The 24731-nt window shown below is 67.4% G+C and carries 21 protein-coding genes; 9 read left to right on the top strand and 12 right to left on the bottom strand.

Annotated features, from left to right (window positions below; translation table 11 throughout):
* Positions 1–19: 19 nt before the first annotated feature.
* From ABZS61_RS32250 to ABZS61_RS32240, 3 genes are all read right to left on the bottom strand, one after another.
* Positions 20–985: a hypothetical protein gene (locus tag ABZS61_RS32250; RefSeq protein ID WP_356429236.1), complete on the bottom strand. Its 966-nt coding sequence runs from the start codon at positions 983–985 to the stop codon at positions 20–22.
* 20 nt (positions 986–1005) lie between these two features.
* Positions 1006–1632, bottom strand: a complete 627-nt coding sequence (locus tag ABZS61_RS32245) for a PadR family transcriptional regulator (RefSeq protein WP_356429206.1) — start codon at positions 1630–1632, stop codon at positions 1006–1008.
* Between the two features lie 88 nt (positions 1633–1720).
* A complete protein-coding gene (locus tag ABZS61_RS32240) occupies positions 1721–1927 on the bottom strand; it encodes a Tn3 family transposase (RefSeq protein WP_356429233.1) in 207 nt (68 codons plus the stop codon).
* 422 nt (positions 1928–2349) lie between these two features.
* On the opposite strand from ABZS61_RS32240, the gene ABZS61_RS32235 reads away from it, so the two are divergent.
* Entirely contained in the window at positions 2350–3240 is an 891-nt protein-coding gene (locus ABZS61_RS32235; RefSeq protein WP_356429204.1) for an SDR family oxidoreductase, read from the top strand.
* Positions 3241–3323: 83 nt separating this feature from the next.
* On the opposite strand, the gene ABZS61_RS32230 is transcribed toward ABZS61_RS32235, so the two are convergent.
* Positions 3324–4148, bottom strand: a complete 825-nt coding sequence (locus tag ABZS61_RS32230) for an AraC family transcriptional regulator (protein ID WP_356429201.1) — start codon at positions 4146–4148, stop codon at positions 3324–3326.
* Positions 4149–4383: 235 nt separating this feature from the next.
* Between ABZS61_RS32230 and ABZS61_RS32225 the strand changes: the two genes are divergently transcribed.
* From ABZS61_RS32225 to ABZS61_RS32215, 3 genes are all read left to right on the top strand, one after another.
* Positions 4384–4779 (top strand): MmcQ/YjbR family DNA-binding protein, encoded by a 396-nt coding sequence (locus ABZS61_RS32225; protein ID WP_356429198.1) that lies wholly within the window; start codon positions 4384–4386, stop codon positions 4777–4779.
* Entirely contained in the window at positions 4776–5144 is a 369-nt protein-coding gene (locus ABZS61_RS32220) for an MmcQ/YjbR family DNA-binding protein (RefSeq protein WP_356429195.1), read from the top strand. The genes ABZS61_RS32225 and ABZS61_RS32220 overlap by 4 nt, the downstream gene beginning before the upstream one ends.
* Positions 5145–5258: 114 nt before the next feature.
* On the top strand, positions 5259–6572 hold the full coding sequence (locus ABZS61_RS32215) for a replication-associated recombination protein A (RefSeq protein ID WP_356429192.1): 1314 nt from the start codon (positions 5259–5261) through the stop codon (positions 6570–6572).
* Between the two features lie 182 nt (positions 6573–6754).
* On the opposite strand, the gene ABZS61_RS32210 is transcribed toward ABZS61_RS32215, so the two are convergent.
* From ABZS61_RS32210 to ABZS61_RS32200, 3 genes are all read right to left on the bottom strand, one after another.
* Entirely contained in the window at positions 6755–7048 is a 294-nt protein-coding gene (locus tag ABZS61_RS32210) for an antibiotic biosynthesis monooxygenase (RefSeq protein WP_356429189.1), read from the bottom strand.
* Between the two features lie 32 nt (positions 7049–7080).
* The gene (locus ABZS61_RS32205; RefSeq protein WP_356429186.1) at positions 7081–9642 is read right to left on the bottom strand and encodes a GH32 C-terminal domain-containing protein; all 2562 of its coding nucleotides are present in this window, start codon (positions 9640–9642) and stop codon (positions 7081–7083) included.
* Between the two features lie 225 nt (positions 9643–9867).
* The gene (locus ABZS61_RS32200; protein WP_356429183.1) at positions 9868–10818 is read right to left on the bottom strand and encodes a carbohydrate kinase; all 951 of its coding nucleotides are present in this window, start codon (positions 10816–10818) and stop codon (positions 9868–9870) included.
* Positions 10819–11079: 261 nt separating this feature from the next.
* Between ABZS61_RS32200 and ABZS61_RS32195 the strand changes: the two genes are divergently transcribed.
* The 4 genes from ABZS61_RS32195 to ABZS61_RS32180 all read left to right on the top strand — a co-directional run bounded on the left by ABZS61_RS32195 (position 11080) and on the right by ABZS61_RS32180 (position 15147).
* The gene (locus tag ABZS61_RS32195) at positions 11080–12102 is read left to right on the top strand and encodes a sugar ABC transporter substrate-binding protein (protein ID WP_356429180.1); all 1023 of its coding nucleotides are present in this window, start codon (positions 11080–11082) and stop codon (positions 12100–12102) included.
* Positions 12103–12230: 128 nt separating this feature from the next.
* Positions 12231–13226: an ABC transporter permease gene (locus ABZS61_RS32190; RefSeq protein WP_356429178.1), complete on the top strand. Its 996-nt coding sequence runs from the start codon at positions 12231–12233 to the stop codon at positions 13224–13226.
* A complete protein-coding gene (locus ABZS61_RS32185; protein WP_356429175.1) occupies positions 13223–14056 on the top strand; it encodes an ATP-binding cassette domain-containing protein in 834 nt (277 codons plus the stop codon). The genes ABZS61_RS32190 and ABZS61_RS32185 overlap by 4 nt, the downstream gene beginning before the upstream one ends.
* 74 nt (positions 14057–14130) lie before the next feature.
* Positions 14131–15147, top strand: coding sequence for a LacI family DNA-binding transcriptional regulator (locus ABZS61_RS32180; RefSeq protein WP_356429172.1), 1017 nt, complete (start codon positions 14131–14133; stop codon positions 15145–15147).
* Positions 15148–15299: 152 nt separating this feature from the next.
* Here ABZS61_RS32180 and ABZS61_RS32175 read toward each other — a convergent pair whose 3' ends face one another.
* The 5 genes from ABZS61_RS32175 to ABZS61_RS32155 all read right to left on the bottom strand — a co-directional run bounded on the left by ABZS61_RS32175 (position 15300) and on the right by ABZS61_RS32155 (position 21205).
* A complete protein-coding gene (locus ABZS61_RS32175) occupies positions 15300–16769 on the bottom strand; it encodes a glycoside hydrolase family 32 protein (protein WP_356429170.1) in 1470 nt (489 codons plus the stop codon).
* Positions 16770–16854: 85 nt separating this feature from the next.
* The gene (locus tag ABZS61_RS32170) at positions 16855–17727 is read right to left on the bottom strand and encodes a carbohydrate ABC transporter permease (RefSeq protein ID WP_356429167.1); all 873 of its coding nucleotides are present in this window, start codon (positions 17725–17727) and stop codon (positions 16855–16857) included.
* Between the two features lies 1 nt (position 17728).
* The gene (locus tag ABZS61_RS32165; RefSeq protein ID WP_356429165.1) at positions 17729–18655 is read right to left on the bottom strand and encodes a sugar ABC transporter permease; all 927 of its coding nucleotides are present in this window, start codon (positions 18653–18655) and stop codon (positions 17729–17731) included.
* A 72-nt stretch (positions 18656–18727) separates the two neighbouring features.
* Positions 18728–20029 (bottom strand): sugar ABC transporter substrate-binding protein, encoded by a 1302-nt coding sequence (locus ABZS61_RS32160; RefSeq protein ID WP_356429162.1) that lies wholly within the window; start codon positions 20027–20029, stop codon positions 18728–18730.
* Between the two features lie 141 nt (positions 20030–20170).
* Complete coding sequence (locus tag ABZS61_RS32155) at positions 20171–21205, bottom strand: LacI family DNA-binding transcriptional regulator (protein ID WP_356429159.1); 1035 nt, start codon at positions 21203–21205, stop codon at positions 20171–20173.
* Between the two features lie 703 nt (positions 21206–21908).
* Here ABZS61_RS32155 and ABZS61_RS32150 point away from each other — a divergent pair.
* Complete coding sequence (locus ABZS61_RS32150) at positions 21909–24698, top strand: GH32 C-terminal domain-containing protein (RefSeq protein WP_356429156.1); 2790 nt, start codon at positions 21909–21911, stop codon at positions 24696–24698.
* Positions 24699–24731: the final 33 nt, after the last annotated feature.

Here is a 24731-nt window from a genome sequence, read left to right as displayed (position 1 = left end):
CCCCCACTCATCGTTCCCTTCAGACACTGAAGCGTTCGACAAGCATCTTCATGGTGTCGAAGGCAGGCTTGGGAGAGTAGTCATCGGCGGTGAGCCCGAACTGATGAAACAGTCCCGTTTGGGCGCTGTCGGTGTCTCGCAGCGCAAAATGCGTGTAACCGCTCAGGTGGAGTTGCTTCGATTGGGCGGCAACCACATTCACCACGGTCTCGACGACGTCAGCCTGCCGCTGCGGGTGGCGTTCGGGTCCGGTAGGCCAACCGTGCTCGGTGATGTGCAGCGGTAGATGCCCCAAGCCGGACGGTGCCAGCACCGAGTCACGGTGATGACGCAGCAGCCCCTCGACGGCGCGTGCGAGGGCGGATGCGGCAACGGGCTGGAAGACGTCGGGAAAGAAGTCCAGGCCCACGTAGTCCAGATCGGTGATGAAGTCTCCTCCCCCGAGGTCGGTCAGATCAGTGAGGAAGGAGGTTGCTGGCCCGAAGAGGGGAGTGGTGTTGAACCCGACCCGTAGGTCTGTGTACCCGAGTTCACGTGCTCGCGCTTTGACGACGGAAACCCCACGGACGATCGCCTCGCGCACCGCCGGGTAGTAGCCGTCCAGCGTCGGGTTCGACGTGACGTTGGGCTCTTCCGTTACTTGCAATGCGCTCGTGACCGCGCCGTACTGCTCGACCAGCTCGCGCAGGAAATCGCAGTAGCCGTCGACGTCCCCGGCTGCGGACTGGTACTGCGCCACCAGGTCCAGACGGCGCCCCCGGATGGCGTATTGGGCTGCAGCGGCCGGCGCCGCGGTCACGTGTGGTTCGCCGAGGCGGGTGGCATCGTCGAAGCGTAGGTAGGCGCGTACCAAGAACGGGCGGCCTGGTCGGCCCTGGAGGCGGTCGAGTGCACTCGACACGAGGGCCGGGTCATCGGGCAGGCCGCTGGCCAGGCCCCCGGTGTCGTCACCGGCGACTCCGCCCGGGTAGATCCCGAAGAGCATGCCGTCATGCGCTGTCAGTGTCACGCGTTCGATCCCTTTCGGTTCGGCGTTTCAGGGGGTGTTGAGGTCGTCGCCGCATCGGTCGGCCACGTCAGTTCGCCGGTGCGGAGGTCATCAATGACCGAGGCGATCCATGCCATCTCGGCGCGGGCGAGGCACAACGCGTATTCAGCTTCGATGACGTGCAGGCGGGGCACGCCGGCCGCCAGGGCCTCCCCGAGGCGTTCTTCATCGGCGGCCGTGCGCTGCTGGAGGCGTCGGGCACGCTCGGCCAGGGCCTCCACCGCGCCGCTCATCCCAAGGGCGCCAAGATAGGTGACTGCACCCAGGAATTGCGAGAACTCGCGCTGTGGGTTGCGGATCTGGGAGTTCAGCCGTCGTACGAGTTCGTCGCGGCCCTCTTCCGTGAGGGCGTAGACGGTCCTCTCCGGACGGTTTCCCGAGCGCTGCTGGCCTTGCGAGGCAAGCCATCCCGCTTCGGCCAGGGCGGCAACGGTGTTGTAGAGCGTCCCTCGCGTTATCGCAGCTGCGTGGTTGTCGCTGCGTTTTCGCAGTTCGGCAAGCATCTGGTGCGGGTGCGAGGGCTGTTCGAGCAGGAGACCCAGCACTGCCAGAACAATCGGGTTGTCGAGAGCGCGACGTGGCATAGTCGAACTCTATCAGTCTAAATAAACTATTAGGCGGCTCGTGGGAACTGGAGTCGCGTCGGAGGGCTGGGCGGCCTGCAGGTCGATGTCACGCGGGGGCCGAGGCTGCGCCCTCTGGCGGACTGCGCGGGCTGGGCACGGCCGACACCTCGACCAGGTCCAGGCGGCGGTTCATGTCCAGCTCGAGCCGGCCGTACGGATTCACGTGGGTCCAGAACAGCGGCGACAGCGCGCTTCGGTCCGCGTCGGTGAGCTTGTCCGCCCACTTCGGGTCGGCCAGGACTTCCTGCATCAGCAGCGTGTTTACCTGTTGACCGAACTACTGGGCGAGTTTGCGCAGTTCAGCGGACAACCTGTGAAGCGACTGGCTACGGTCCCGGCTCGTGATCGAGAGAGATGGGCAGGGTCGGGATCTGGGGTCGTTGGTCGTGCTGCGGGTCGGGTCGTTCCGGGAGAGCGGCGATATGTGGAAGCCGTACCGGCTGTTTGATCCATCCGGCACCGTTGTCGAGCCGGTCGCGGTGTACCTGAAGGACTTGCAGGGCATCCCGGCAACGCCGCGGCACGGTCACGGCGTAGCCGTGGTTGAACCGGGTTTGGTCTACACCTGCCTCTGCCGCCTTCCCCTGGATGGCCCACGCAGTGAAAGCCAACTGGATTTGGTCGCTCCGTTTCGGGAACAGGTATGGCCTCACTTCCCGAATCAGGAGGCGAACGATGGCAGCCAGCGAGCAAGGACCGCACGACCCCGTGACCAAGCATCCGCAACCGGAATTTCCCCAGCAGGAGCAGTCAGTTCCCGGCTGGACCGGAGCCATGGACCCGCCGCCGGACCACGGTGAAGAGTCCTACCAAGGCCACGGCCTCCTCACCGGTCGCAAGGCTGTGGTGACCGGTGGAGACTCTGGTATCGGGCGCGCGGTCGCACTCGCCTACGCGCGTGAGGGCGCCGACGTATTGTTCAGCCACCTGGAATCGGAAGGGGAGGACGCACACGAAACCGTACGACTGATCGAGGATGCAGGGCGACGGGCCGTACCGGTCGTATGCGACATCCGCGAAGAACCGCAGTGCACAGGGCTCATCGAACGAGCGGTGGCCGAGTTCGAGCGCATCGACATCCTCGTCAACAACGCCGCCTACCAGATGTCCCAGCCCGATGGGATCGGCGCCATCTCCACGGAACAGTTCGACCGGGTGGTCCGCACGAATCTCTACGGCATGTTCTGGCTGTCCAAGCTGGCACTGCCCCACATGCCCAAGGGCGGGTGCATCATCAACTCCGCTTCGGTCCAGGCGTACAAGCCCAGCCCGCACCTGCTGGACTACGCGATGACCAAGGGCGCGATCGTGACCTTCACCCAGGGCCTCGCGCAAATGGTGGCCAAGGACGGCATCCGGGTCAACGCGGTAGCACCTGGCCCGGTCTGGACACCTCTGATTCCCGCGACCCTGCCCGACACGGCCGAATTCGGTAAGCAATCTCCTCTGGGCCGCCCCGCCCAGCCGGCGGAAATGGCCCCCTGTTACGTCTTCCTCGCCTCCCCGCAGGCGAGTTACATCACCGCCGAGGTCCTCAACGCCACTGGAGGCACTCCTCTTCCGTAACCGGGAGCTGAGCAGTGAACGTCCGCCACGTCGTCGTCCTGGACGACTGAGACGCGGGCAACCGGGACCGCGCCGCGTCTCCCTCATGCGTCGGTCACTTCGCGGGCCGCGAAGGCGGCCGGGGTGAGACCGGTGCGGTCGCGGAAGAACCGGCCGAAGTTCGCGGGATCGGTGAAGCCGAGGTGGACGGCCACGGACCGGGCGTCCCATCGGGCGCTTCCCAGCAGGCGCCGGGCTTCGAGCAGGCGCCGCTCGTCGATGAGCTCACGCACCCCCTTCCCCGTGGCCCCCCGCGCGGCACGGCTGAGAGTACGGACCGAGCAGCCGAGCAACTCGGAGTAATCCGAGGCCCGGTGCAGTTCGCGGAAGTGCAGCTCCAGGGCGTCCGTGAATCCTCTGTAGGTGTCACCACGGCTCGTGCCGGCACCCGTGTCGGCGGGGGTGATCCCGGGGGCGTTGGCCAGGCGCAGCAGCAGCGATTCGAGCAGGCTGCGCCGCAGGGCGTGGTGAACACCGAGAGGCCGGCGTCCCAGTGCGCGGTGTTCGTCCAGGAGCTGGAGTGCCGTCTGCTGGAGCCAGGCGGCGTCGTCGGGGTGCGGACTCAGCACGGCAGGAGCCTCGTGTGCGGTGAGCGGGGCCAGCAGGCGGGCGATGTCGGGCCGCAGTACATCCGGTTCGAACAGGATGAACGGGCCGCGGGCGGCGCCGGGCGGATGCCAGCACAGTGCGTGCCCCGGGCGCACCCACAGCCACTGGCCGGAGGCGACGGTCCGCGTGACGTGGTCGACGTCGTGCCGCAACTCGCCCTCGGTGACGGCGATGAGGTAGTGAAAGGTGGCACGGCCCGGACGGGGTGGGTTCCACGGCCAGTCGTCGTGCTGGACGAAGAAATCCTCGACGGTACTCACTTCAAGGCCGTACGGAGTGCCGACCGGGGGCTGGAAACCGTACAACGGGACCGCGGCCTGTCCCGCCTGTCCGCTCGGGCTGGGGTGTCGCTTGTCGACCATCACGTGTCCGCACTCTACTGCGCCTTATGTCGGTTTCGGGGAGAGAGTGGGAGGTGGTGCCGCCACAACCGCTCGGCGCGCCACTCGCGTCATGGGGTTCCCAGCCCGCGCTCACCTGAGGAAGGAAACGTTCATGAACGGAACGACCCTGCACAAGACCGCCGCCGACTGCGCCGAGGAGCTTCCCGGCGCCCGGCTGGAGCATCCCTTCGGCGACGACTGGGAGGTCTTCAAGGTGCGCGGCAAGGTGTTCATGCTGATGACCGAAGTCCCGGGGCGCCCCGTCGTGATCCTCAAGGCGGACCCCGATGAGGCCCACGCCCTGCGGGAGCAGTACAGCCGCATCACCCCCGGCTACCACATGAACAAGACGCACTGGATCACGCTGGAGAGCGGGGACGGCGTCGACAAGGAGTTTGTCGGGGAGCTCGTCACCGAGTCCTACCGGCTCGTGGTCGCTCACCTGCCCAGGGCCGAGCGGCCTGTCGACCCGCACACCTACGGCAGCCGCACGCGGGCGGCCCGGTGAGCGCGGCCGGTGACCGGCTCCAGGACATCGCCCGCCAGGCGGCCCTGGTCCTCCCCGACGTCAGCCACGGATACCCCTTCACCCCAGGGCTGGACGTGTACAAGGTCGCGGGCAAGGTGTTCCTGATCGTCACCGACGATCCGGACGAGCAGATCATCACGGTGAGGTGTGAACCCGAACACGCCCGCGCGCACATGCACGGCCATGCCTCGATCACACCGGGCCGCTACCTCGACAAACGGCACTGGATCTCGCTCGGACCGGGCCCCGGCATGACCGAGCGGCTGGTCACCGACGCAGTCGAGGATTCCTACGACCTGGCCGTCGAGCGACTGCCGCGACGCGACCGCCCCCGTACCCGATGAGCGCCGCAAGCGCGCCCACGAGCCGCTGAGCCCGCGCCTGTGAGCGCCCCGTGCGAGGCTCGACACGCCCGCACACGTCCGCCCGTACACCTCCGTCTGCGATCTGAGAGACCGATGGAACCGACCGAAGCGACCCTGCCGCTCTTCGACGAGGAGCCCGCCCGGCCACTCGCCGACCGCCTGCGTCCCACCCGACTCGAAGACGTCGTCGGGCAGGACCACCTCCTGGCCCCGGACGCCCCGCTGGGGCGCATGGTCGCGTCGCAGCGCCTCGGCTCCGCCATCCTGTGGGGCCCGCCCGGCGTGGGGAAGACGACCATCGCCCGCCTCCTCGCGGACGGCAGCAACCTGGTCTTCGAACCGGTGTCGGCCACCTTCTCCGGCGTGGCCGACCTGCGCAAGGTCTTCGCCGCCGCCCGCAGCCGGCGCGCCATCGGCCAGGGCACCCTGCTGTTCGTCGACGAGATCCACCGCTTCAACCGCGCCCAGCAGGACAGCTTCCTGCCCTACGTCGAGGACGGCACGATCACCCTGGTCGGCGCCACCACGGAGAACCCGAGCTTCGAACTCAACGGCGCCCTCCTCTCCCGCACCCAGGTCCTCGTCCTCAGACGCCTCGACGAAGCCGCCTTGTCCGCACTCCTCGAACGCGCCGAGGACCTCACCGGCCATCGGGTGCCCCTGGACGACGACGCCCGCCGCGCCCTGATCGCCATGGCCGACGGCGACGGCCGCTACCTCCTCAACATGGCCGAGCAGCTCCAGGCACTCCCGGACCCCGGCACCCCCCTGGACACCGCCGCGCTCGCGCGCCGCATCCAGCAGCGCGCCCCGCTGTACGACAAGGCGCAGGAGCGCCACTACAACCTGATCTCCGCGCTCCACAAGTCGATGCGTGGCTCCGACCCGGACGCGGCCCTGTACTGGCTCGCCCGCATGCTCGACGGCGGCGAGGACCCCCTGTTCGTGGCCCGCCGCCTGGTCCGTTTCGGAGTCGAAGACATCGGCATCGCCGACCCGCACGCCGTCCAGCAGGCCCTCGCCGCTTGGGACGTGTACGAGCGACTCGGCTCCCCCGAGGGGGAGTTGGCGATTGCCCAGGCCGTTGTGTACCTCGCCACGGCCCCCAAGTCCATCGCCGTCCACCGGGGCTTCGACGCGGCCCGCCGATCTGCCCGCCGCACCGGCTCACTCGTGCCGCCCGCCCACATCCTCAACGCCCCGACCCGGCTGATGAAGGACCTCGGCTACGGCAAGGACTACCAGTACGACCCCGACACCACCGACGGCTTCTCCGGCGCCGACTACTTCCCCGACGGCATGGACCCCGAGACGTACTACCGGCCCACCCACAACGGCTACGAAGCCCAGATCAGCGAACGCCTAGGCCACTGGGCAGCCCTGCGCGCTCTCCGACGCAGCGGCTGACTGGACGGGTGGGCGGCGGACCCCGCGAGGAGACATCCGTAGGTACAGGACTCCGGCCGTCCCGTCGCCCAGGTGGCCCGAGACCTCAGCACCCACAGGCGAGCATTCCCGCGGATCCCGACCTATGGAGGCGTGAGGACCGGGTTCGCGTCGCAGTCCGCGGGACAACATGCCGTATGTCGTCAGGACTCGGCGTAGAGAAAGGTCAGGCGAGAGGCGGCCTCCTCGATCAGCGGGACGAGGGCTGTGTTGAAAGGGTCGGCGTACTGAGTCGTGAGGTGGCTCTGGAAGGCGGCCTCGTCCCGATAGGTCTCGAAGATGAGGTAGGCACGAGGACTTGATGCCTTGGTGTAGACCTCGAAGGACAGGTTGCCGACCTCCTTGCGCACCGTCTGTGCGTACTCCCGCAGGAGGTGTGCAACCTCGTCTTCCGCTCCTTCACAGGCGGTGAACTCGGCGAGCAGGGTCTTCTTCACGTCCGTCCCTTCGCGGTCGGGGATCACTCACGTCACTTCCGAGAGGACTTGAGGTGCCAGACGCGGGCGTGGTCCAGCTTCACCGAGCCGTTCTCGGCGAAGACCTCCACTCCCTGACTGGAGGGATCGGGGAAGATCTGGTCCGTGATCACCGCTTCGCCGCTGCCGCCGAAGACCTCGACGGATGACCAGTCGACGACGATCCGCAGCTTCACCTTGCCGTTCACGGCGTGCAGGGGTGCGCGCTGGACGCCGGAGAAGGTGTCGCTGAAGTCCACGGTGCCGGATCGGGTCCGGTCGACGTACAGCTCCTGCGTCGTGGTGTCGTATCCGATGACGGTCTCCTCTCCGTTGGCGCCGGTGCGCACCTTGATGCCGAACCGTTCGGCGTCCTTGAGGGAGAAGGTCGCCTCGATGTCGAGGGCCTTGCCCCTGGAGGCGCCGTGTCCAAGGGGCCGTGACGCGCTGGTCACGGTGGTGCCGGCCGAGGCCGCCGGGCGGCCCTCGCGCAGGGAGTTCAGGCTCTTCACCGGTTCGCTGGTCAGCTTGATCTCGCCGTCCACGGTACGCAGGGCCATCTGGCGGGGGATGCTCTGCGCGCTGCGCCAGGGGGAGGTCGGGATGGAGCCGCTGTAGTCCCAGTTGTTCATCCAGCCGATCATGTGCCGCTTGTCGCCTGGTGCGTCCTCCCAGGACACGGCCGCGTAGTAGTCCTTGCCGTAGTCGGCCCAGTCGGCACGCTGCAGGGCGGACCTGGCGGGCGCTGCTGCGGCGGTGAACTGGTCGGCCATGACCTGGCCCCAGCCGCCGGTGTTCATGTCGACGATCTGTATCTGCGCCTTCTTGCCTGCGTAGGGGCGCATGTCGATGGAGGCCCAGTCCAGCGTCTCGCTGTTGGAGCCGGTTGCGCTGCCGACGACCTTGCCGTCGACGACCAGGTTGACGGCCGTCTCGCGTGAAATGGGCTGGGCCTGGGTGTCGGAGAGCACGATGTGGTCGACGTTGATGTGGCCCCAGCCGCTGGTGTTCTCGTCGACGATCTTGATCTGCGCCTTCTTGCCGATGAGTTCGCGGACGTCCCATGAATCCCAGTTGAGGGCTTCGCCGTCGTGTCCGGTGGCGCTGCGTACCAGCTTGCCGTCGACGAGGAGTTCAACGGCGGTGGGCTCAGCCTGACTTGCGGGATGGTTGCCGCCGCCGACGAGGAAGTTGACGTAGTTCTTGTCGATGGTGAATTCCGGCGAGGTGAGGCTGCCGGTCGTGGCGTCGCCGTTCAGGAAGGAGTTGGCCAGACCACTGTCGAGAAAGCCCGTGACTTCCTGCTGGCCGGCGTGGCTGCCGGTGGCCGGTGCGGTTCCGAAGGCGTCGCCCGTGGCCGTCCAGTTGCCGTAGGTTCCGCCTTCGAAGTCGGCGAGGGTCGTCCCCTCCGGCACTGGTCCCCGTTCCTGCACGGTTCCCGCCTGGTGGGGGTGTCGTCCGCCGGCGATCTTGAAGTTCAGGTACGGGCTGTCGACTGTGAAGGCCGAGGAGGAAAGGGTTCCGGTGCCCGCGTCACCCGCGTGGAAGCTGTTGGCGAGGCCCTTGCCGTCGAAGCCGCTGACAGGTCCCTGCCCGGTCAGCGCGCCGGCCGTCGGCCCTTGGCCGAATGCGGTGCCGGTAGCCGTCCATGTGCCGAAGTCCGGGTCCTCGAAGTCCTGCATGACGGTGCCGGTGGGCGGAGTGTAGGAGCCGTTGTCGGCGGCGGTGAACTTCGTGCCGTCGAAATCACCGACGAAGTACTGGGCGCCTGAGCCGCCGGCGATACCGCCGGGGTTGATGTTGACGACCAGGACCCACTTGATGTTCTTCTTGTCGCCGTCGACCGCGAGAGGAAACAGGTCGGGGCATTCCCATACGCCGCCTGTCGCTCCGGCCGGTCCGAACTCGCTGAGCAGGTCCCAGTCCTTCAGGTTCTTCGAGGAGTAGAACTGCACCTTGTGCTCGGTGGACAGCGACACCGTCATCAGCCAGCTCTTGGTCGGCGCGTACCACTGGACCTTGGGGTCGCGGAACTCCTTGGAACCGATGTCGATGACCGGGTTGCCGTCGTACTTGGTGAACGTACGTCCGCGGTCGTTGCTGTAGGCGAGCGACTGGGCCTGGGTGCCTGTGCTCTTGTCGTAGCTCGTGTAGATCGCCACCATGGGCGGGTTCTTCTTCGTTCCGAAGCCGGTGGTGTTGTTCCAGTCGATGACCGCGCTGCCGGAGAACACCATCTCCTTGTCGTCGTGGGAAAGGGCGAGCGGCAGTTCCTTCCAGTGCATGAGGTCGGTGCTCACCGCGTGCCCCCAGGACATGTCGCCCCAGGAGTTGCCGTTGGGGTTGTACTGGTAGAAGAGGTGGTACTCGCCCTTGTAGTACACCAGCCCGTTGGGGTCGTTCATCCAGTTCTTCTGTGGCGTGTAGTGGAACTGGGGCCGGTAGGTCTCGGTGTACGGCCGGGTTCCGGAGGCAACGGCCTGCGGTGTCAACAGCGCGGCGGACAGGGCGCATACGGTTGCCGTCGCGGCGATCATCCGCGTGCGGGCGTGCCGGGATACGCGTCGTGAGGTCATGGTGTCTCCTGGGCTGCGGCCGTTTCCGTAGCCGGGTGCTTACGGGCACGCGGACGGAACGAAAAGCGAAAAGGGAGCCCCTGCCGACGCTGGGGGACCGCGTCGACCAGTGTGTCATCGTTGACTTATGTCAGCGATGACATCGGGGTTGGGCCGATGATGAACGCATTCCGGCCGACGCGTCAACGGCTGGGGCACGATTTCCCGGCTCGACCGGACCGCCCGTCATACGGTGAACTGCGGCAGCTGGCTCAGCCAAGGAGGGTTCGGGCCGGCGACCGAGCAGGTCAGGGCCGCGACATGGGCGGCGAACAGACAGGCTTCCGCCACCTCGCCCAGGCGGAGGCCGGCCAGTCGCCCCCCGAGGAGTCCACGCGTACCCAGATGGTGCAGCAGGCCCGCCGTGAAGGAGTCACCGGCCCCGACCGTGTCGACGACCCGCGTCGCCACGGCCGGCACGTGCACCCGCTCGCCGTCCAGCGAAACAAGAGCACCATCGGTGCCACGCGTGACCACGACGAGCCGTGCACCGGCAGCATGCCAGACGTCGCATGCCTGCTCCAGAGGCGTTTCCGGCAGAAGGAAGCTGAGGTCTTCCTCGCTCAGCCGCAGTATGTCCGCGAGGTCGCACCAGTGCCGCAGTTTCGCGCGATAGGTCTCGGGACGCACCAGCAGCGGCCGGACGTTGGGATCGATACTGATGGTGGCCCGGGATGAGGCCGTTGCCAGGAACTCCTCCACCGCCGCCGCCCCGGGCTCCCGGACCAGAGCGAGCGAACCCGTGTGCAGGCAGGCCGTGGCGGTCAGGTCCACACCGGCCAGTTCGGCGCTCGACCACTGCCAGTCGGCCGTTCCCTGCGCATGGAAGCCATACACGGCCTGCCCCTGGGCGTCCAGCTCCGCCACCGCCAGCGTGCTCGGCTCCGACGCCACGACAGCGTGCGACAGGTCCACCCCTGAAGCCTCCAGGTGTGCCCGGAACAGCCGGCCGAACACATCCCCGGACAGCCGCGCGACAAAGCCGGACGGAGTGCCCAGGCGCGCCAGGGCCACGGCCGTGTTCGCCGGCCCACCACCCGGCAGAACATGCAGGTCGAGCTCATGGGGAGCGGTTGCGGGCCGGACGAACGCGTCCGCGACGCATTCGCCCAGGACGGTGATCTGACGTGGACTCATGGGCTGCTCTTCTCTGACGAACGGACGGGCGAACCGAGTACGTCGCGACACGGGCGTGGCGACTGTGGGTGAGCGACGGCCGGGGGGCGTTGCCGATTTGTAACAGCGGCAAGGCATTGACGTACCCGGGAGACGGAGTCCATCATCCTCGGCAAGCAGTGTCAACGATGACATAAGTCAACGATGACACCCCTGAAGTCACCCCTGGGACGGCATGCTTCGATGCCGGCCGAGCCGCACGCGATCCCGCAGGAGCCGTTCATGCCTCGCACCATTCGTCTGACCCCCTCCCTGATCAGAGCCGCCGCGTGCCTGGGTATCGCGACTCTCACCCTGACGGCCTGCGGGTCCGGATCCGGATCGGATTCCGCGGGCGACGGCTCGGGCAGCGTCAAGGTCGGTCTGATCACCAAGACCGACACCAACCCGTTCTTCGTGAAGATGAAGGAGGGTGCGGAGAAGGCCGCCGAGGACAGCGGTGCACAACTCATCACCTCAGCCGGCAAGTTCGACGGGGACAACGCCGGGCAGGTCACCGCGATCGAGAACATGGTCGCCGCAGGTGTGAAGGGAATCCTGATCACCCCCAGCGACTCCAAGGCGATCGTGCCCGCCCTTGAGAAGGCCCGCGCCAAGGGGGTTCTGGTCATCGCCCTGGACTCCCCGACCGACCCCGAGAGCGCGGTCGACGCCCTCTTCGCCACCGACAACCTCCGGGCCGGGGAGATGATCGGCGCCTATGCCAAAGCCTCGATGAAGGGCAGGACGGCCAAGATCGCCACCCTCGACCTGGCGCCGGGCGTCGCCGTCGGGGTCCAGCGGCACAACGGTTTCCTCAAGGGCTTCGGCATCGGCGAGAAGGACCCGGCGATCGTCTGCTCCCAGGACACCGGCGGCGACCAGGCAAAGGGCCAGACCGCCATGGAGAACTGCCTGCAGAAGGCACCCGGCATCAACGTCGTCTACACCATCAACGAGCCGGCCGCGCTCGGCGCGTACACGGCACTGAAGGCCAAGGGCAGGGAGAAGGACGTCCTGATCGTCTCCGTAGACGGCGGCTGCACCGGGACGCAGGCGGTCAAGGACGGCAAGATCGCCGCGACCTCCCAGCAGTACCCGCTGAAGATGGCCGCCGAAGGTGTCGGGGCCGTCGTGAAGTACGCCAAGGACGGCAAGAAGGCGACGGGTTACACCGACACCGGCGTCAGCCTGGTCACCGACAAGGCACAGGCAGGAGTCGCGTCGAAGGACACCGTCTACGGCCTGGACAACTGCTGGGGCTGAGTCGCCATCCGGCCGAGCAGCCGCCGTCCGAAACCCGTTGGCGGGGCGGCCGGCCCTGCCCCGATCGGGGACGGCCGCCCCCATCCGTCCTCCCCCGAGGACCTCTGCTTTTCCGACAAGGACTTCGCATGACAGCCACAACCGCGCCGTACGCCGAGCTCAAAACGCCGACCACGGCCCGCAGACTCCTCACCGCGCCGACCACCGGCCCTCTGGCCGCTCTCCTCCTCGCCTGTCTGTTCTTCTCCCTGTCGACGGACCAGTTCCTCACGGGCGGGAACCTCTCGCTGATCGTGCAGCAGGTCATGGTCGTCGGCACCCTCGCCATCGGCCAGACCCTGATCATCCTCACGGCCGGCATCGACCTGTCGTGCGGTGCCGTGATGGCGTTCGGGAGCATCGTGATCGCCAAGATGGCGGCCGAAGGCACCCTGCCCCCGCTCCTCGCCATCACCATGGGCCTGGTCGTCTGCGGCGGCTTCGGACTTCTCAACGGGCTTCTGGTCCAGAAGATCCCACTGCCGCCGTTCATCGTGACGCTCGGCATGCTCAACGTGGCGTTCGCCCTGACCCACATCTACTCCGAAGAGCAGACCGTCACCAGCCTGCCCGGCCCGCTGACCGCCCTCGGAGAGACCTTCCCGCTCGGCAACACGGACATCACCTACGGCTCGCTGCTCACCATCGCCCTCTTCCTCCTCCTGGCCTACGCGCTCAGCAGCACCGGATGGGGGCGGCACGTCTATGCCCTGGGCAACAGCCAGGAGGCCGCGCGCCTCAACGGCATCCGCACCTCCCGCCTGACCATCGGCATCTACACCGTGGCCGGCGTGCTGTACGGCCTCGCCGCCCTGCTGCTCATCTCCCGCACCGGGGTGGGCGACCCGCAGGCAGGACAGACCGAGAACCTCGACAGCATCACCGCCGTGGTCCTCGGCGGTACCAGCCTCTTCGGTGGACGCGGTTCGGTCCTGGGGACCTTCATCGGTGTCCTCATCGTCGGTGTCTTCCGCAACGGCCTGCAACTGATGGGTGTGGCCTCCATCTACCAGACCCTGATCACCGGGATCCTCGTGATCCTCGCGGTGACCGTCGACCAGATGTCCCGGAGGAAGTCCCGATGACCACCACCACTCCCACCCCTGTTCTCCAGGCCCGCGGTCTGGTCAAGCGCTACGGGCAGGTCACCGCCATCGACGGCGCCGACTTCGACCTGATGCCCGGAGAGGTCCTCGCGGTCATCGGAGACAACGGAGCCGGCAAGACCAGCCTGATCAAGGCCCTCACCGGTGCGGTGGCACCCGACGCGGGCGAAATCCGCCTCAACGGCGAACTCATCCAGTTCACAGGGCCGCAGAGCGCGCGCGCCCACGGCATCGAGACCGTCTACCAGGACCTGGCGGTGGCCGCCTCGATGGACATCGCCTCGAACATGTTCCTGGGACGTGAACTGCGCCGGCCCGGCATCCTCGGCAGAGTTCTCCGCATGCTGGACAAGAAGCGCATGCGCCAAGAGGCCGCCGAGCACATGGCCGACCTCAAGATCGGACTGCGGTCGCTCACCCAGGCGGTCGAGACCCTCTCCGGCGGACAGCGGCAAGCCGTGGCCGTCGCACGTTCCGTAGCCTGGGCGCGCAGCGTCGTCGTCATGGACGAGCCCACCGCCGCCCTCGGCGTCAAGGAGTCGGGGCAGGTACTCGACCTCATCCGCCGTGTCCGCGACAAGGGCATGCCCGTGGTCCTGATCAGCCACAACATGCCACACGTCTTCGAGATCGCCGACCGGATCCATGTCCACCGACTGGGCCGTCGTGCTGCCGTGATCAAGCCCTCCGACCACAGCATGGCGGAAGTCGTCGCCATCATGACCGGCGCGCTGACCCTCGATGAGGCCGGAGGTACTGTCGTAGCGGATTCCGAAGCCGCAAAGGCAGCGGGAGTCCAGGCCACCTGACATCAGAAGAAACACTCACAGGTTCCGGCCGAGGCCGCGGCCGGAACCGACGAGCACAGGGAGACCCCCGCTCCATGGCAGCGAACCGCCGCCCCACCCTGGCCGACGTCGCCCGAGAAGTAGGCGTCAGCGCCAAGACGGTTTCCCGGGTGCTCAACGAGGACGGACCCGCCTCGGCCCGGACTAGGGAACAGGTTCTCGCCGCCGTGGCCAAACTCGGCTTCCAGCCGAACCTCATGGCCCGCAACATCCGTGTCGGAGGACCCGACACGACCATCGGGCTCGTCGTGCCCGACCTCGGGAACCCCTTCTTCGGAGCGGTGGCCGGCGGCATCGAGGACGTCGTGCGGGACCGCGGCCTGACCCTGCTCATGGGGTCCTCCGCGGACGAACCCGCACGCGAACGGGGACTGACCGACAAGTTCCTCGCCCGTCGCATCAGCATCCTGATGGTGATCCCGTCCGTCGGCTCCGACCACTCCCACCTGCGGAGCCATCGGAGCACAGGGCTGCCCGTCGTCTTCGTCGACCGGCCGGGAGCCGGGCTTACCACGGACAGCGTCGTCAGTTCCAACCTCGCGGGGGCACACGAGGGTGTCGCACACCTGATCGCTCACGGTCACCGTCGCATCGGTTTCGTCGGTGACCTGCCCACCAACCTCTACACCCGCCGTGAACGCCTGGCCGGATACCGCTCGGCCCTGGCGGAAGCCGGTCTCCCCCACGACCGCTCCCTGGTCGTCAACGCCCACGACCAGCACGGCGCCTCTGTCTGCACCTCCCGCCTGCTGGAGTTGGCGAGTCCCCCCACCGCTCTGTTCGCCGGCAACAACATCGTCGCGCTGGGAGTGGTCGCGGAACTGGCCCGCACCAAGCGGAAAGACGTCGCCGTGGTCGCCTTCGACGACGTGCCACTCGCCGAATCTCTCGAACCCGCCCTGACCGTCGTGGCCCAGGACCCCGAAGAGATCGGCCGGAAGGCAGCGGAGACCGCCCTGGCACGCCTGGACGGCGACCGTTCCCGCGCCCGCACCACCACCGTCCCCACCCGGCTGATCGTCCGAGGATCGGGAGAACTCACTGCTTCGTAGGCGCAGGAGGACGGAGACGGTGCGGGCCGGCTCACGCATGTCTGCCTGGGCCCCATACCTCGACGATCCTCGTTGTAAGTGGTCGCAGCACTGAGGAACGGCGGATACCGCGGTGGGCAGGTCCGGTCAGGCGTGCCCTGTCAGGCAGGGAATCAGTCGGTCGGCGCCCATCCTCGGCCCGTAAGGGTCGGGACTCTCAGGGCGTCTGCCGGGGCAAGGTCCCAGACTTCGACCGCGAATTCACTGCGCAGGGTGCCCGTCGTTCGGGCTTGGAGCCGCCACGGCCCTTCACCGAGTGGATAGAATCGCAGGGTGAGGACCTGTTCGTCGGCCAGGTAGATCTCGGCTATCGAGCGGTCCACGATCACGCGGAGTTCGACGGGACTGCCGGGGCGCTGCATGGCTGGGAAGGGCAGTGTGTATGAGCCTCCCCGGGCTCGTGGGTCGAGCGACGCGTGACTGCGGTCGACGGTGAGTTGCCCGACCGCGGGATCGAGACGGAGGTCGAGATATTCCGAGCCGTCGCCGGAGGTGATCAGTCGCAGCCCGCTCGTACCTGTGAGGTCGGGAACGAGTGCGGCGGTCAGATCGAAGGTAGGGCTCACCTCACCGAGTTCGGCCGGCTCGGCCTGCGTGACGTGTCCGGTGCGGTGCAGCACACGCGCGCCACGCAGGGCCAGCAGTTCGCGGGCAGGCCGTTGGGCGACCGTGCCGTCGGCCTTCAGGCTCACTTCGCGAGGAAGGGTGAGTACGCCTGCCCAGCCGGCTTCGTGCGCCCAGCCGTCGTCGCGTGCCTCCCAGGCCCAGCCCCACATCAGCCATCGGTCTTCCCCTGGGGCCTTCAGCAGGGCGGGAGCGTAGATGTCGGGGCCGTGGTCCAGCGGCGCGGGGGAAGCAGCCGGTGTGAAGCGGCCGTCCTTCTCGTGGCCGGTGTGGACGGTTGTGTGGCTGGGGCCGTTCTGCGGGGTCCAGTCGCTGACGATCAGGATGCTCCGGTCGCCGAAGGTCGCGTACTGGGGGCACTCCCAGCCGACCGGCTCGGTGCCGGGTGCGGCTTCGCTGGTATGGAAGGGGCCGAGGTACGTCCAGCGTTCCAGGTCGCCGGACTCGTACAGCAGCACCGCAGCGCGGCCGTCGTCGAGGGCTGAGCCGACGAGCATCCGCCAGCGCTCGTCCTGCTGCCAGACGTAGGGGTCCCGGTACATGGTGGTGCCGGCGGGCGGTTCAGGGATCAGCAGTTCCGGACGTTTGGTCCAGGTGGTGCCGTTGTCGGACGACTCCGCGGTGGTGATCGGCTGCCACCAGCGGTCGTTGCGGTGGGCGGAGTAGAAGGCCACCATGCGGTCATCGAGGGAGACGGCGTTGCCCGAGTAGCAGCCGTCGGCGTCGTAACCGCCGGGGGTGGGGGTGAGGGCGACGGGGAGCGGCTCCCAGTTGATCAGGTCGGGGCTGCGGAAGTGGCCCCAGTGCACGTTGGAGTGCTGAGGGCCGTGCGGGTTGTACTGGAAGAACACGTGGTAGTGGCCGTCGTGGAAGACCAGCCCGTTGGGGTCGTTGATCCAGTTGCGGGGCGGCCTCAGATGGAGGGCCGGGAGGTGGGGGTCGACAGGCGACGTGGACACACGGGGCCTTTCTCACGGTGCGCGGAGCACAGGGGCGTCACGAGGGGCGAGGTGCAACGAGCGGTGGTGCTACCGCTGTGCGGGGTCAGCCCTTGACGCCGCTGGAGGCGATGCTGTTGACGAAGGAGCGCTGGAACGACACGAAGAGCGCCAGGATCGGCACGGTGATCATGGAGGAGTACGCCATGATCTGGCCCCATCCGACGTTCAGTTGGAAGAAGTAGGAGATGCCCACCATCACCGGCCGCAGTTCCTCGCTCTGCACGACCATCAGCGGCCAGAGGTAGGAGTTCCAGGCCGGCAGGAAGGTCAGGATCGCGACGGTGGCGACGGCCGGTCCGGACAGCGGCATGACGATGCGGCGGTAGATGGTGAACCAGCCGGCGCCGTCCACGATGGCTGCCTCGTCCAGTTCCTTGGGGATGCTCTGGAAGTACTGGTGGAAGAAGAAGACCGAGAAGGCGTTGGCGACGAACGGCAGGATCTGCACCTGGTAGGTGTCCATCCAGCCGGTGCTCCACTGGAGGTGGAAGCCGTTGACGCTCAGCAGCGGTAGTTGGTTGACCCACCACACCAGCGGCAGGGCGAAGGTCTCGAACGGCACGATGAGGGTGGCGATGACCGCGGTCAGGACGAGTTTGCGGCCGGGCCACCGCATACGGGACAGAGCGAAGGCGGCCATGCTGTTGATCACGATGCCGAGCACCACCGTGCTGGCGGAGATCAGGACGGAGTTCAGCAGGAACCGTGCCGCGGGAACCCGGTCGAAGACGGCCGTGTAGTTGTCCAGCGACAGGGCGCCCACGGGCAGGAAGGCACGCAGGGAATCCAGGTCGCCGAAGATCTGGTCGTCGGGCTTGAACGACGAGACGAGCATGAAGACGAGCGGGAGCGCGAAGACCAGAGCCAGGACGATGCGGCCGGTGTGACCGCCGAGGTGCTTGAGGAAAGCAGTCATGTCAGTCCTTCTCCCGGGTCAGGAAGCGCTGGACGAGGGACACGCTCAGTACGAGCACGAAGAAGATCAGCGAGATGGCTGCCGCGTAGGCGGTCTGCTGCTGGTCGTAGCCGGTGTGCACCGCCTGGTAGACGACGGTGGTGGTGGAGTCGAGAGGGCCGCCCTGCGTCATGACCCTGATCTGGGTGAAGAGGCTGAAGGCCGCGATCGTGATGGTGACGAGCACGAACGTGCGCGTGGCGCGCAGTCCTGGCCAGGTGACGTGGCGGAAGCGGTCCCAGCGGGTCGCTCCGTCTAGATCGGCGGCCTCGTACAGCTCCGCGGGGATGGTCTGCAGGCCGGCCAACCAAATGATCATGTGGAAGCCGACGCCCTGCCACACCGACATCAGGATGATGGCGGGCATCGCGGTGGCCGGGTCCCCCAGCCAGTCCGGTCCATCGACCTGGCCGAGGGTGAGCGTGGAGATGACGTGGTTGACCAGACCGTCCTTCCGGTAGAGGAAGGTCCACAGGAGGGACACGACGACCATCGAGGTGACAACCGGCAGGAAGTACACGGTACGGAAGAAGTTGACGCCCCGTACCTTGGCGTTGACCAGCAGGGCCAGGACCAGGGCGAGCCCGCCCTGGAGCGGGACGACGACGGCGGCGAAGTAGGCCGTGTTGCGCAGGGACCTGTAGAAGGTCGGGTCCTGGAACAGCAGGGTGAAGTTCCTCAGGCCCACGAAGCGGGCCGGGGTGGGCGAGACGAGCCTCGCGTCGGTGAACGCCAGAGCGAAGGCCAGAGCGACCGGTATGACGAGGAAGACGATCAGTAGCGCGACGGCCGGTGTGGCCATGCCGAAGGCGGTGAGGCTTTCACGGCGACGGGCGTTGGTCGTTCGGGTTCGCCGGACCGGACGCAGCCGCTTGCGGGCTGCGGTCATGGTGGGCACGGTATCTCCAGAGGATCGGTCCGGCTCGGACGGCGTGATTGCGCCCGAGCCGGGCCGGGCGGGTCAGTCGGAGTAGTAGTTGTTCGTCTTCAGGTTGCTGTCGATGTCCTTCGCGGCCTGGCCGAGGGCCTGCTGCGGGTCGGCGCCGGCCAGGACGTCCTTGGCCGCCTTCTCGAACTCGGTGGAGATGTAGGGATAGGCCGGTGTGGCGGGGCGCGCCATCGCGTACTTGCGCGCAAACTCGACGAGCACCTCGAACTTGCCGCCCGGCCGGTAATCAGCAATCTGCTGCGCGGCGGCCTCGGTGGCCGGGATGGTACTGGTGGCCTTGGCGTATTCGGCGAAGTACTTCGTCTGGCGGGAGAACTTCAGCCACTCCTGCGCCCCGGCCTTGTTGGAGCAGGTGGAACTCATTGCCCACTGCCAGGAGGCGCCGCCGATCTTCGGCCCGTTCTCGAAGTCCACCGGCGGGATGATTGCCAGGTCGTCGCCGAGCTTCTCGGCGTTCTTGGCCGCGTTCCAGCTGCCGTCCCACTGGATGGCGCTCTTGCCCGCCAGGAAGTCCTTGTTGGGGTCGGCTCCGGACTTCTTCGCCATGTAGTCCTTGGCCACCAGCGACTGGAACCAGGTGGCCCAGTCCACGGCGGCCTTGCTGTCGAGGGTGCCCGAGGCGCTCCTGTAGTCGCTGCGGTCGATCAGGTCCCCGCCGAAGCTCTGTAGCTGCGGCGAGTAGGCGTAGGACCACCACTCGCCGGTGCCGCCGGTGCCCATCTCCAGCGGGTACTCGAACGTGCCGCTCTTCTTCAGCTTGGTGAGTGCCGTGTCGAACTCGTCCTTCGTCCAGGGCTTGTCCATGGTGGCGACACGGATGCCGTGCTCTTCCAGTACCGACTTGCGGGCGAAGAAGGCCAGCGAGACGTCGTAGAAGCCGAACGCGTAGAGCTTGTCGTCGTAGCGTCCGACGGTGCTGGGCAACTGGCTGAGCACGGGCACTTCGCTGCCGGTGACGTCGATCGGGTCCAGGTAGCCGCCCCATGCCCAGTTCGCCACATTGGGGCCGTCGACGTCGAGGAGGCAGGGCAGCTTGCGGGCGGAGGCGGCCGCCACGACCGAGTTGTTGTAGTCGCTCTGCGGGAACGCCTGAAGCTTGACCTTGTACGTGTCCTGGGAGCCGTTGAAATCCTTGATGATCTTCTTGACGACGTCGAGTTCCACCGAGTTGCCGGCGTTGTGCGTCCACAGGGTCAGCGTGTCGCCGCTGGCACCGGACGTGCTCGCGCTCCCGGATGTGCATCCGGCGACCAGCGCGGTCGCCGCCGTGACGGCTACACTCGCAGCAGCGAGGCGTCGTGTTCTGAACAGCATGAGGTTCCTCCATCTCACTGAGACGGGTCTTGCAGGACCCGCCCTGGCGACCGGTTGCGACGGTCGCTGTTCTTGGTGGCCGTCCCGTCACCCGCCCGAAGACCGGTGCGGGTGACGGGACGACTGTCTTGGGGGGCCGTGTCAGCCGCTGGTGGGTTCGGCGAGCGAGGCACGGCTCTGCAGGGGCATCGGCACGCGGTGCACGAGTGCTTCGAGCGGACCCGTCCGGAGGATCAACTCCATGGCGAGGTGTCCGAGCTGGTAGTGCGGCAGCCGTAGCGTGGTGAGCGCCGGACGCAGCACGGAAGCGATGTCCTGATCGTCGAATGAGATGACCGATACGTCACCGGGCACGGAGAGACCTGCCTCGCCCAGGGCCTGGTAGGCGCCGAACGACACCCGATCGGCCAGGCACACCAGGGCGCGGGGCCTGTGTCCCGCCGCCAGCAGGGCAGCCACCTCCCGGTGGCCGTCCACCGTGTCCCAGTCGCACTCGATGACACCGTCCAGGCGTGCGCCGCCTTCCCGGAGGACTTCCTCAAGGCCGCGCATACGCTCGTTGCCGGCGATGATCCCCTCCGGGGTGGCCGGCACGGCCTGATGGCCGCCGATCGCCCAGATGCCGTCGGTGTGACCGGCCGCGAGCAGGGCCCGGGCCGCGTCCCGTCCGGCCTCGAACTCGTCAGGGACCACGGAAGGGGCGTCGAAGCCGGGGGCCAGGCAGTTCAGCAGGACCACCCGGCGTCCGAACAGCTCCTTGGGCGGGGTCACGTACCGAGTGAACATGGATGCGTAGACCACCGCATCGACCTGTCGGTCCAGCAGCGCGTTGACCAGCGAAGACTCCGCGGCGCGGTCGCCACCCGCCTCGGTGATGAACAGCAGGTGATCCCGCGCCCGGGCGGCCTCCATGGCACCACGGATGACGTCACCGGCGAACGGCGTCGTGGTGATCTGGTCCGACACGAACCCGATCGTCTGGGTGGACTTCGTCCGAAGGCTGCGGGCGGTGACGTTCGGACGGTAGCCCAGCTCCCTGGCCGCCTCCAACACACGTGCGCGGGAAGCGTCCGAGATACGCATGTCGGTCCGGCCGGACAGGGCGAACGACGCGGTCGTCGACGAGACGCCCGCCCTGCGGGCCACGTCGGCCATGGTCACGCGACGCTCGGACATCAGAGAACCAACCCCCTGTGGCTAAATCGGATTAGCAAGGTGTGACGAGACTGCGCCTCCCGATATGCACTGTCAACACCTCGGACATCTCACCTACATAACGGTGACCTTATAGGCCCTTTTGTGAGCGATGGGGGGTACGAAAGCAAAATCTGCGTGCGTTAGCTCTTGCTTTAGCGCCAGCCGCGCACGAACCATGCCGACCCATGACCTAAACCGAGTTGGCGCTACGTCAGCTGACGCCCAGGCACACCGAACCCGGTCACGGACGGCATGGAACGGCCTCACTGTCGTCGCCGCCACCTTCACGATCAGCTCACAAGCCCTCTGGTCCCAACAGGGCCCGATCGGCTCCCACCGGCCGGCGCACCGAGCAGTACCCAGCCCCGCCTTCGGTCTCACCGTCCCCATCGGTGACCGGATGTGCAGGAAGACCGCCGACTGGACCACCGGAGGCGACGGCCGCACCGCCGTAGCCGAAACCGGCGCCCCTGTCCCGCCTCAGAGCTGCACGCCCAGTACTCGCTGTTCATGGACCTCGTCGCGTCCACGGACGGCGCCTGCCTACCCCCGCACCTCACCCCACACACCGGAGGTTCGTATGCGAACCCGCTCTCCAGCGAAATCCGCGACATCCAGCAGGAGCGCACTGCTGCGCCTGCTGCTCGCGCTCACGATATGCCTCGGCCTGACATCACCCCTGATGACGCACACCGCCAGCGCAGCCGAAACCACCCTGTCGAATCCTGGCTTCGAGACCGGTGACCTCAAAGGCTGGACGACGACCGGAACCGCCTTCAACGGGGCGGTCACCGACAAACCCGGCTGGGGCTGGGGCTGCTGCTTCAACCAAGCCGGCACCCACCACCTTTGGGGATTCGCGTCCGGCAGTGACACCCCCACCGGAACGGTGACCTCCGAACCCTTCACCCTCACCGGCACCGGGATGGTCAGCGTCCTGGTCTCCGGCGGCCGCAACGACAACGACCTGTACGCAGCCCTCACCACCCTCGACGGCACCGTCCTCCACAAGGCAACCGGAACCGACGACGAGGCCTACCGCCGCGTCACCTGGGACGCACGCGCCCACCTCGGCAAGCAACTGCGCATCACCCTCGTCGACAAAGCCACCGGAGGCTGGGGCCACATCAACCTCGACGACGTCCGCGTCGGCACCGACAAGGCACCCGATCCCACGCAGGAAGGTCTGGCCGCCTACTGGGACTTCGCGGAAGGCAAGGGCACCACGACCACCGAGCAGGTCAGCCAGGCCGCCGACCCCATCAGCTACGTCTTCAACGACGCAGTGGACAAGCCGGACAGCGCCCCCCTCTGGCGCACCAAGCGCGAAGAGGAAGGCGTCCTCTCCGGCGCCCTCCTCTTCGACGGCTACTCCACCTGGGTCACACGCGCCGCGTCCCAGACGCAGATCCCCACCGACGGCATGACCATCGAGGGGTGGGTGGCCCCACGCGCATTCGAATGGGGCGACGAGGGCAAGCCCTCCGCCATCGTCAACCAGCAGGACAAGGGCGCTAAGCGCGGCTTCTCCCTCGGCGTCGGACGGCACGGGGTATGGGAGTTCGGCATCGGCACCGGTGACAGCTGGTACGAGACGAAGGTACCCAAGACAGCGGCCCTGGACGCCGGGAAGTGGGCCCACCTGGCCGCCGTCTTCGCGCCAGGTGACGGCGCCATCAGGCTGTACCTGAACGGCACGCAGGTCGCCCAGACCACCATCCCCACCAGCGCACGCCTGGCCAAGGCCGACGTTCCCCTGATCATCGGGCGCCACAACCAGCCGGCGATCATCAACGGCACCTTCGCCGTCAACATGTTCAATGGTCTGATCGACGAAGTGAAGGTCCACACAGACCCGCTCACCCCCGCAGCCGTCACGGCGAGCCACAGCAAGGACCTGCAGTCGTTCAGTGGCGGAAGCATGCCCCAGGCACGCATGGCCATGGACCGCGCACGCTACGACGGCGACCGCTACCGCCCGGGCTACCACTTCACCGCCCCCAACCACTGGATGAACGAACCCCACGCCCCCATCCAGGTCAACGGCAAGTACCACCTCTTCTACCAGCACAACTCCCACGGCCCCTACTGGCACAACATCGGCTGGGGCCACGCGGTCAGCGAGGACCTGGTCCACTGGAAGGATCTACCCGACGCTCTCGTCCCCACCGCCGACAGCGTGGCACCCGACGGCGTCTGGTCCGGCGATTCGACCCTCGACGCGAACGGCGTGCCCGTCCTGCTGTTCACAGCCGGTAACGACGCCCAGCGCCCCAACCAGGCAACCGGCCTCGCCCGCCCCGTCGACCCCAGCGACCCGGACCTGGTCGAGTGGAAGATGCACCCCACCCTGGTCACCAGCCAGACCGCCGACCTCAACGTCGGCGCCGGACGCAAGGTCCGCTACGGCGACTTCCGCGACCCCTTCGTCTGGAAGGAGGGAGACACCTGGTTCCAGCTGATGGGCTCGGGCGTCCAGAGCACCTCGGGCACCGACGTCGGCGGCACCGCCCTCCTCTACACCTCCAAGAACCTCACCGACTGGACCTACTCAGGCCCTCTGATGGTCGGCGACGTCGCAGCCCACCCCAAGACCGGCCAGGTCTGGGAGCTGCCCACCTTCCTGCCCATCGGCAAGGACGCCCAGGGCCGCCAGCGCCGGGCACTGCTCATCAACCCGGCCTTCCCCGCCGGCCCCGGCGAATACAGCAGCAAGTACGTCTACTACTGGGTCGGCACCTGGGACGCCGGGGCCCGCCGATGGACACCCGACACCACCGAGCCCAAGCTGATGGACTACGGCGACCACTTCACCGGCCCCAGCGGAACCGTCGACGACAAGGGACGCTCCCTCGTCTTCAGCATCGCCCAGGACCGGCGCACCGAACGCGCCCACCATGACGCCGGCTGGGCTCACAACGCGGGCCTGCCCATCGAGCTGAACATGCGGCCGGACGGAGACCTCGGCTTCCGCCCCGTGGAGGAGGTCTCCCGCCTCCACGCCGGCGAACCGCTCCTTGACATCACGGCGCCGACGTCCGTCAACGACGCCAACACGCGCCTGTCAACCGTCAAGGGCAACATGCTCCACATCAAGCTGACCATGGAACGAGGTACCGCCGACACCTTCGGCCTCGACGTACTCCGCAGCCCCGGAGACGAGGAACGCACCCGCCTGTTCTACGACGCCCCCGCGGGACAGCTGGGCGTCGACCGGTCCCGATCCGGGAACAACTCCAGCGCCGAGTCCAACTTCGGCATCCACAAGGGGCCACTCACGCTCTCGGGCGGCAACCTGACCCTCGACGTGTTCCTCGACCGCTCGATGATCGAGGCATACGCAAACTCACACAAGTCCATCACCACCCGCGCATACCCCTTCCGCCAGGACTCCCTCGGCCTGCGACTGTTCGGTGACGGCAGCGTCATCAAGTCCATGACCGTCTGGAAGATGGGCAACATGACCGACTGATCTCGACCGCACGCACTGAGGGCATGGCTGCAG

This window comes from Streptomyces sp. NPDC005566 (genome assembly GCF_040605575.1).
GTDB lineage: Bacteria > Actinomycetota > Actinomycetes > Streptomycetales > Streptomycetaceae > Streptomyces.
The sequence above is the reverse complement of the archived record's forward strand: the minus strand, read 5'-3'. Positions and strand labels throughout refer to the sequence as shown.

Coding starts and splice junctions, on each gene's coding strand:
- ABZS61_RS32180 (WP_356429172.1), top strand. CDS start 14,131: ATGGCAGCGAACCGCCGCCCCACCCTGGCCGACGTCGCCCGAGAAGTA.
- ABZS61_RS32205 (WP_356429186.1), bottom strand. CDS start 9,642: ATGACCTCACGACGCGTATCCCGGCACGCCCGCACGCGGATGATCGCC.
- ABZS61_RS32160 (WP_356429162.1), bottom strand. CDS start 20,029: ATGCTGTTCAGAACACGACGCCTCGCTGCTGCGAGTGTAGCCGTCACG.
- ABZS61_RS32250 (WP_356429236.1), bottom strand. CDS start 985: ATGCTCTTCGGGATCTACCCGGGCGGAGTCGCCGGTGACGACACCGGG.
- ABZS61_RS32195 (WP_356429180.1), top strand. CDS start 11,080: ATGCCTCGCACCATTCGTCTGACCCCCTCCCTGATCAGAGCCGCCGCG.
- ABZS61_RS32225 (WP_356429198.1), top strand. CDS start 4,384: ATGAACGGAACGACCCTGCACAAGACCGCCGCCGACTGCGCCGAGGAG.
- ABZS61_RS32165 (WP_356429165.1), bottom strand. CDS start 18,655: ATGACCGCAGCCCGCAAGCGGCTGCGTCCGGTCCGGCGAACCCGAACG.
- ABZS61_RS32245 (WP_356429206.1), bottom strand. CDS start 1,632: ATGCCACGTCGCGCTCTCGACAACCCGATTGTTCTGGCAGTGCTGGGT.
- ABZS61_RS32170 (WP_356429167.1), bottom strand. CDS start 17,727: ATGACTGCTTTCCTCAAGCACCTCGGCGGTCACACCGGCCGCATCGTC.
- ABZS61_RS32150 (WP_356429156.1), top strand. CDS start 21,909: ATGACGCACACCGCCAGCGCAGCCGAAACCACCCTGTCGAATCCTGGC.
- ABZS61_RS32155 (WP_356429159.1), bottom strand. CDS start 21,205: ATGTCCGAGCGTCGCGTGACCATGGCCGACGTGGCCCGCAGGGCGGGC.
- ABZS61_RS32215 (WP_356429192.1), top strand. CDS start 5,259: ATGGAACCGACCGAAGCGACCCTGCCGCTCTTCGACGAGGAGCCCGCC.
- ABZS61_RS32190 (WP_356429178.1), top strand. CDS start 12,231: ATGACAGCCACAACCGCGCCGTACGCCGAGCTCAAAACGCCGACCACG.
- ABZS61_RS32185 (WP_356429175.1), top strand. CDS start 13,223: ATGACCACCACCACTCCCACCCCTGTTCTCCAGGCCCGCGGTCTGGTC.
- ABZS61_RS32200 (WP_356429183.1), bottom strand. CDS start 10,818: ATGAGTCCACGTCAGATCACCGTCCTGGGCGAATGCGTCGCGGACGCG.
- ABZS61_RS32235 (WP_356429204.1), top strand. CDS start 2,350: ATGGCAGCCAGCGAGCAAGGACCGCACGACCCCGTGACCAAGCATCCG.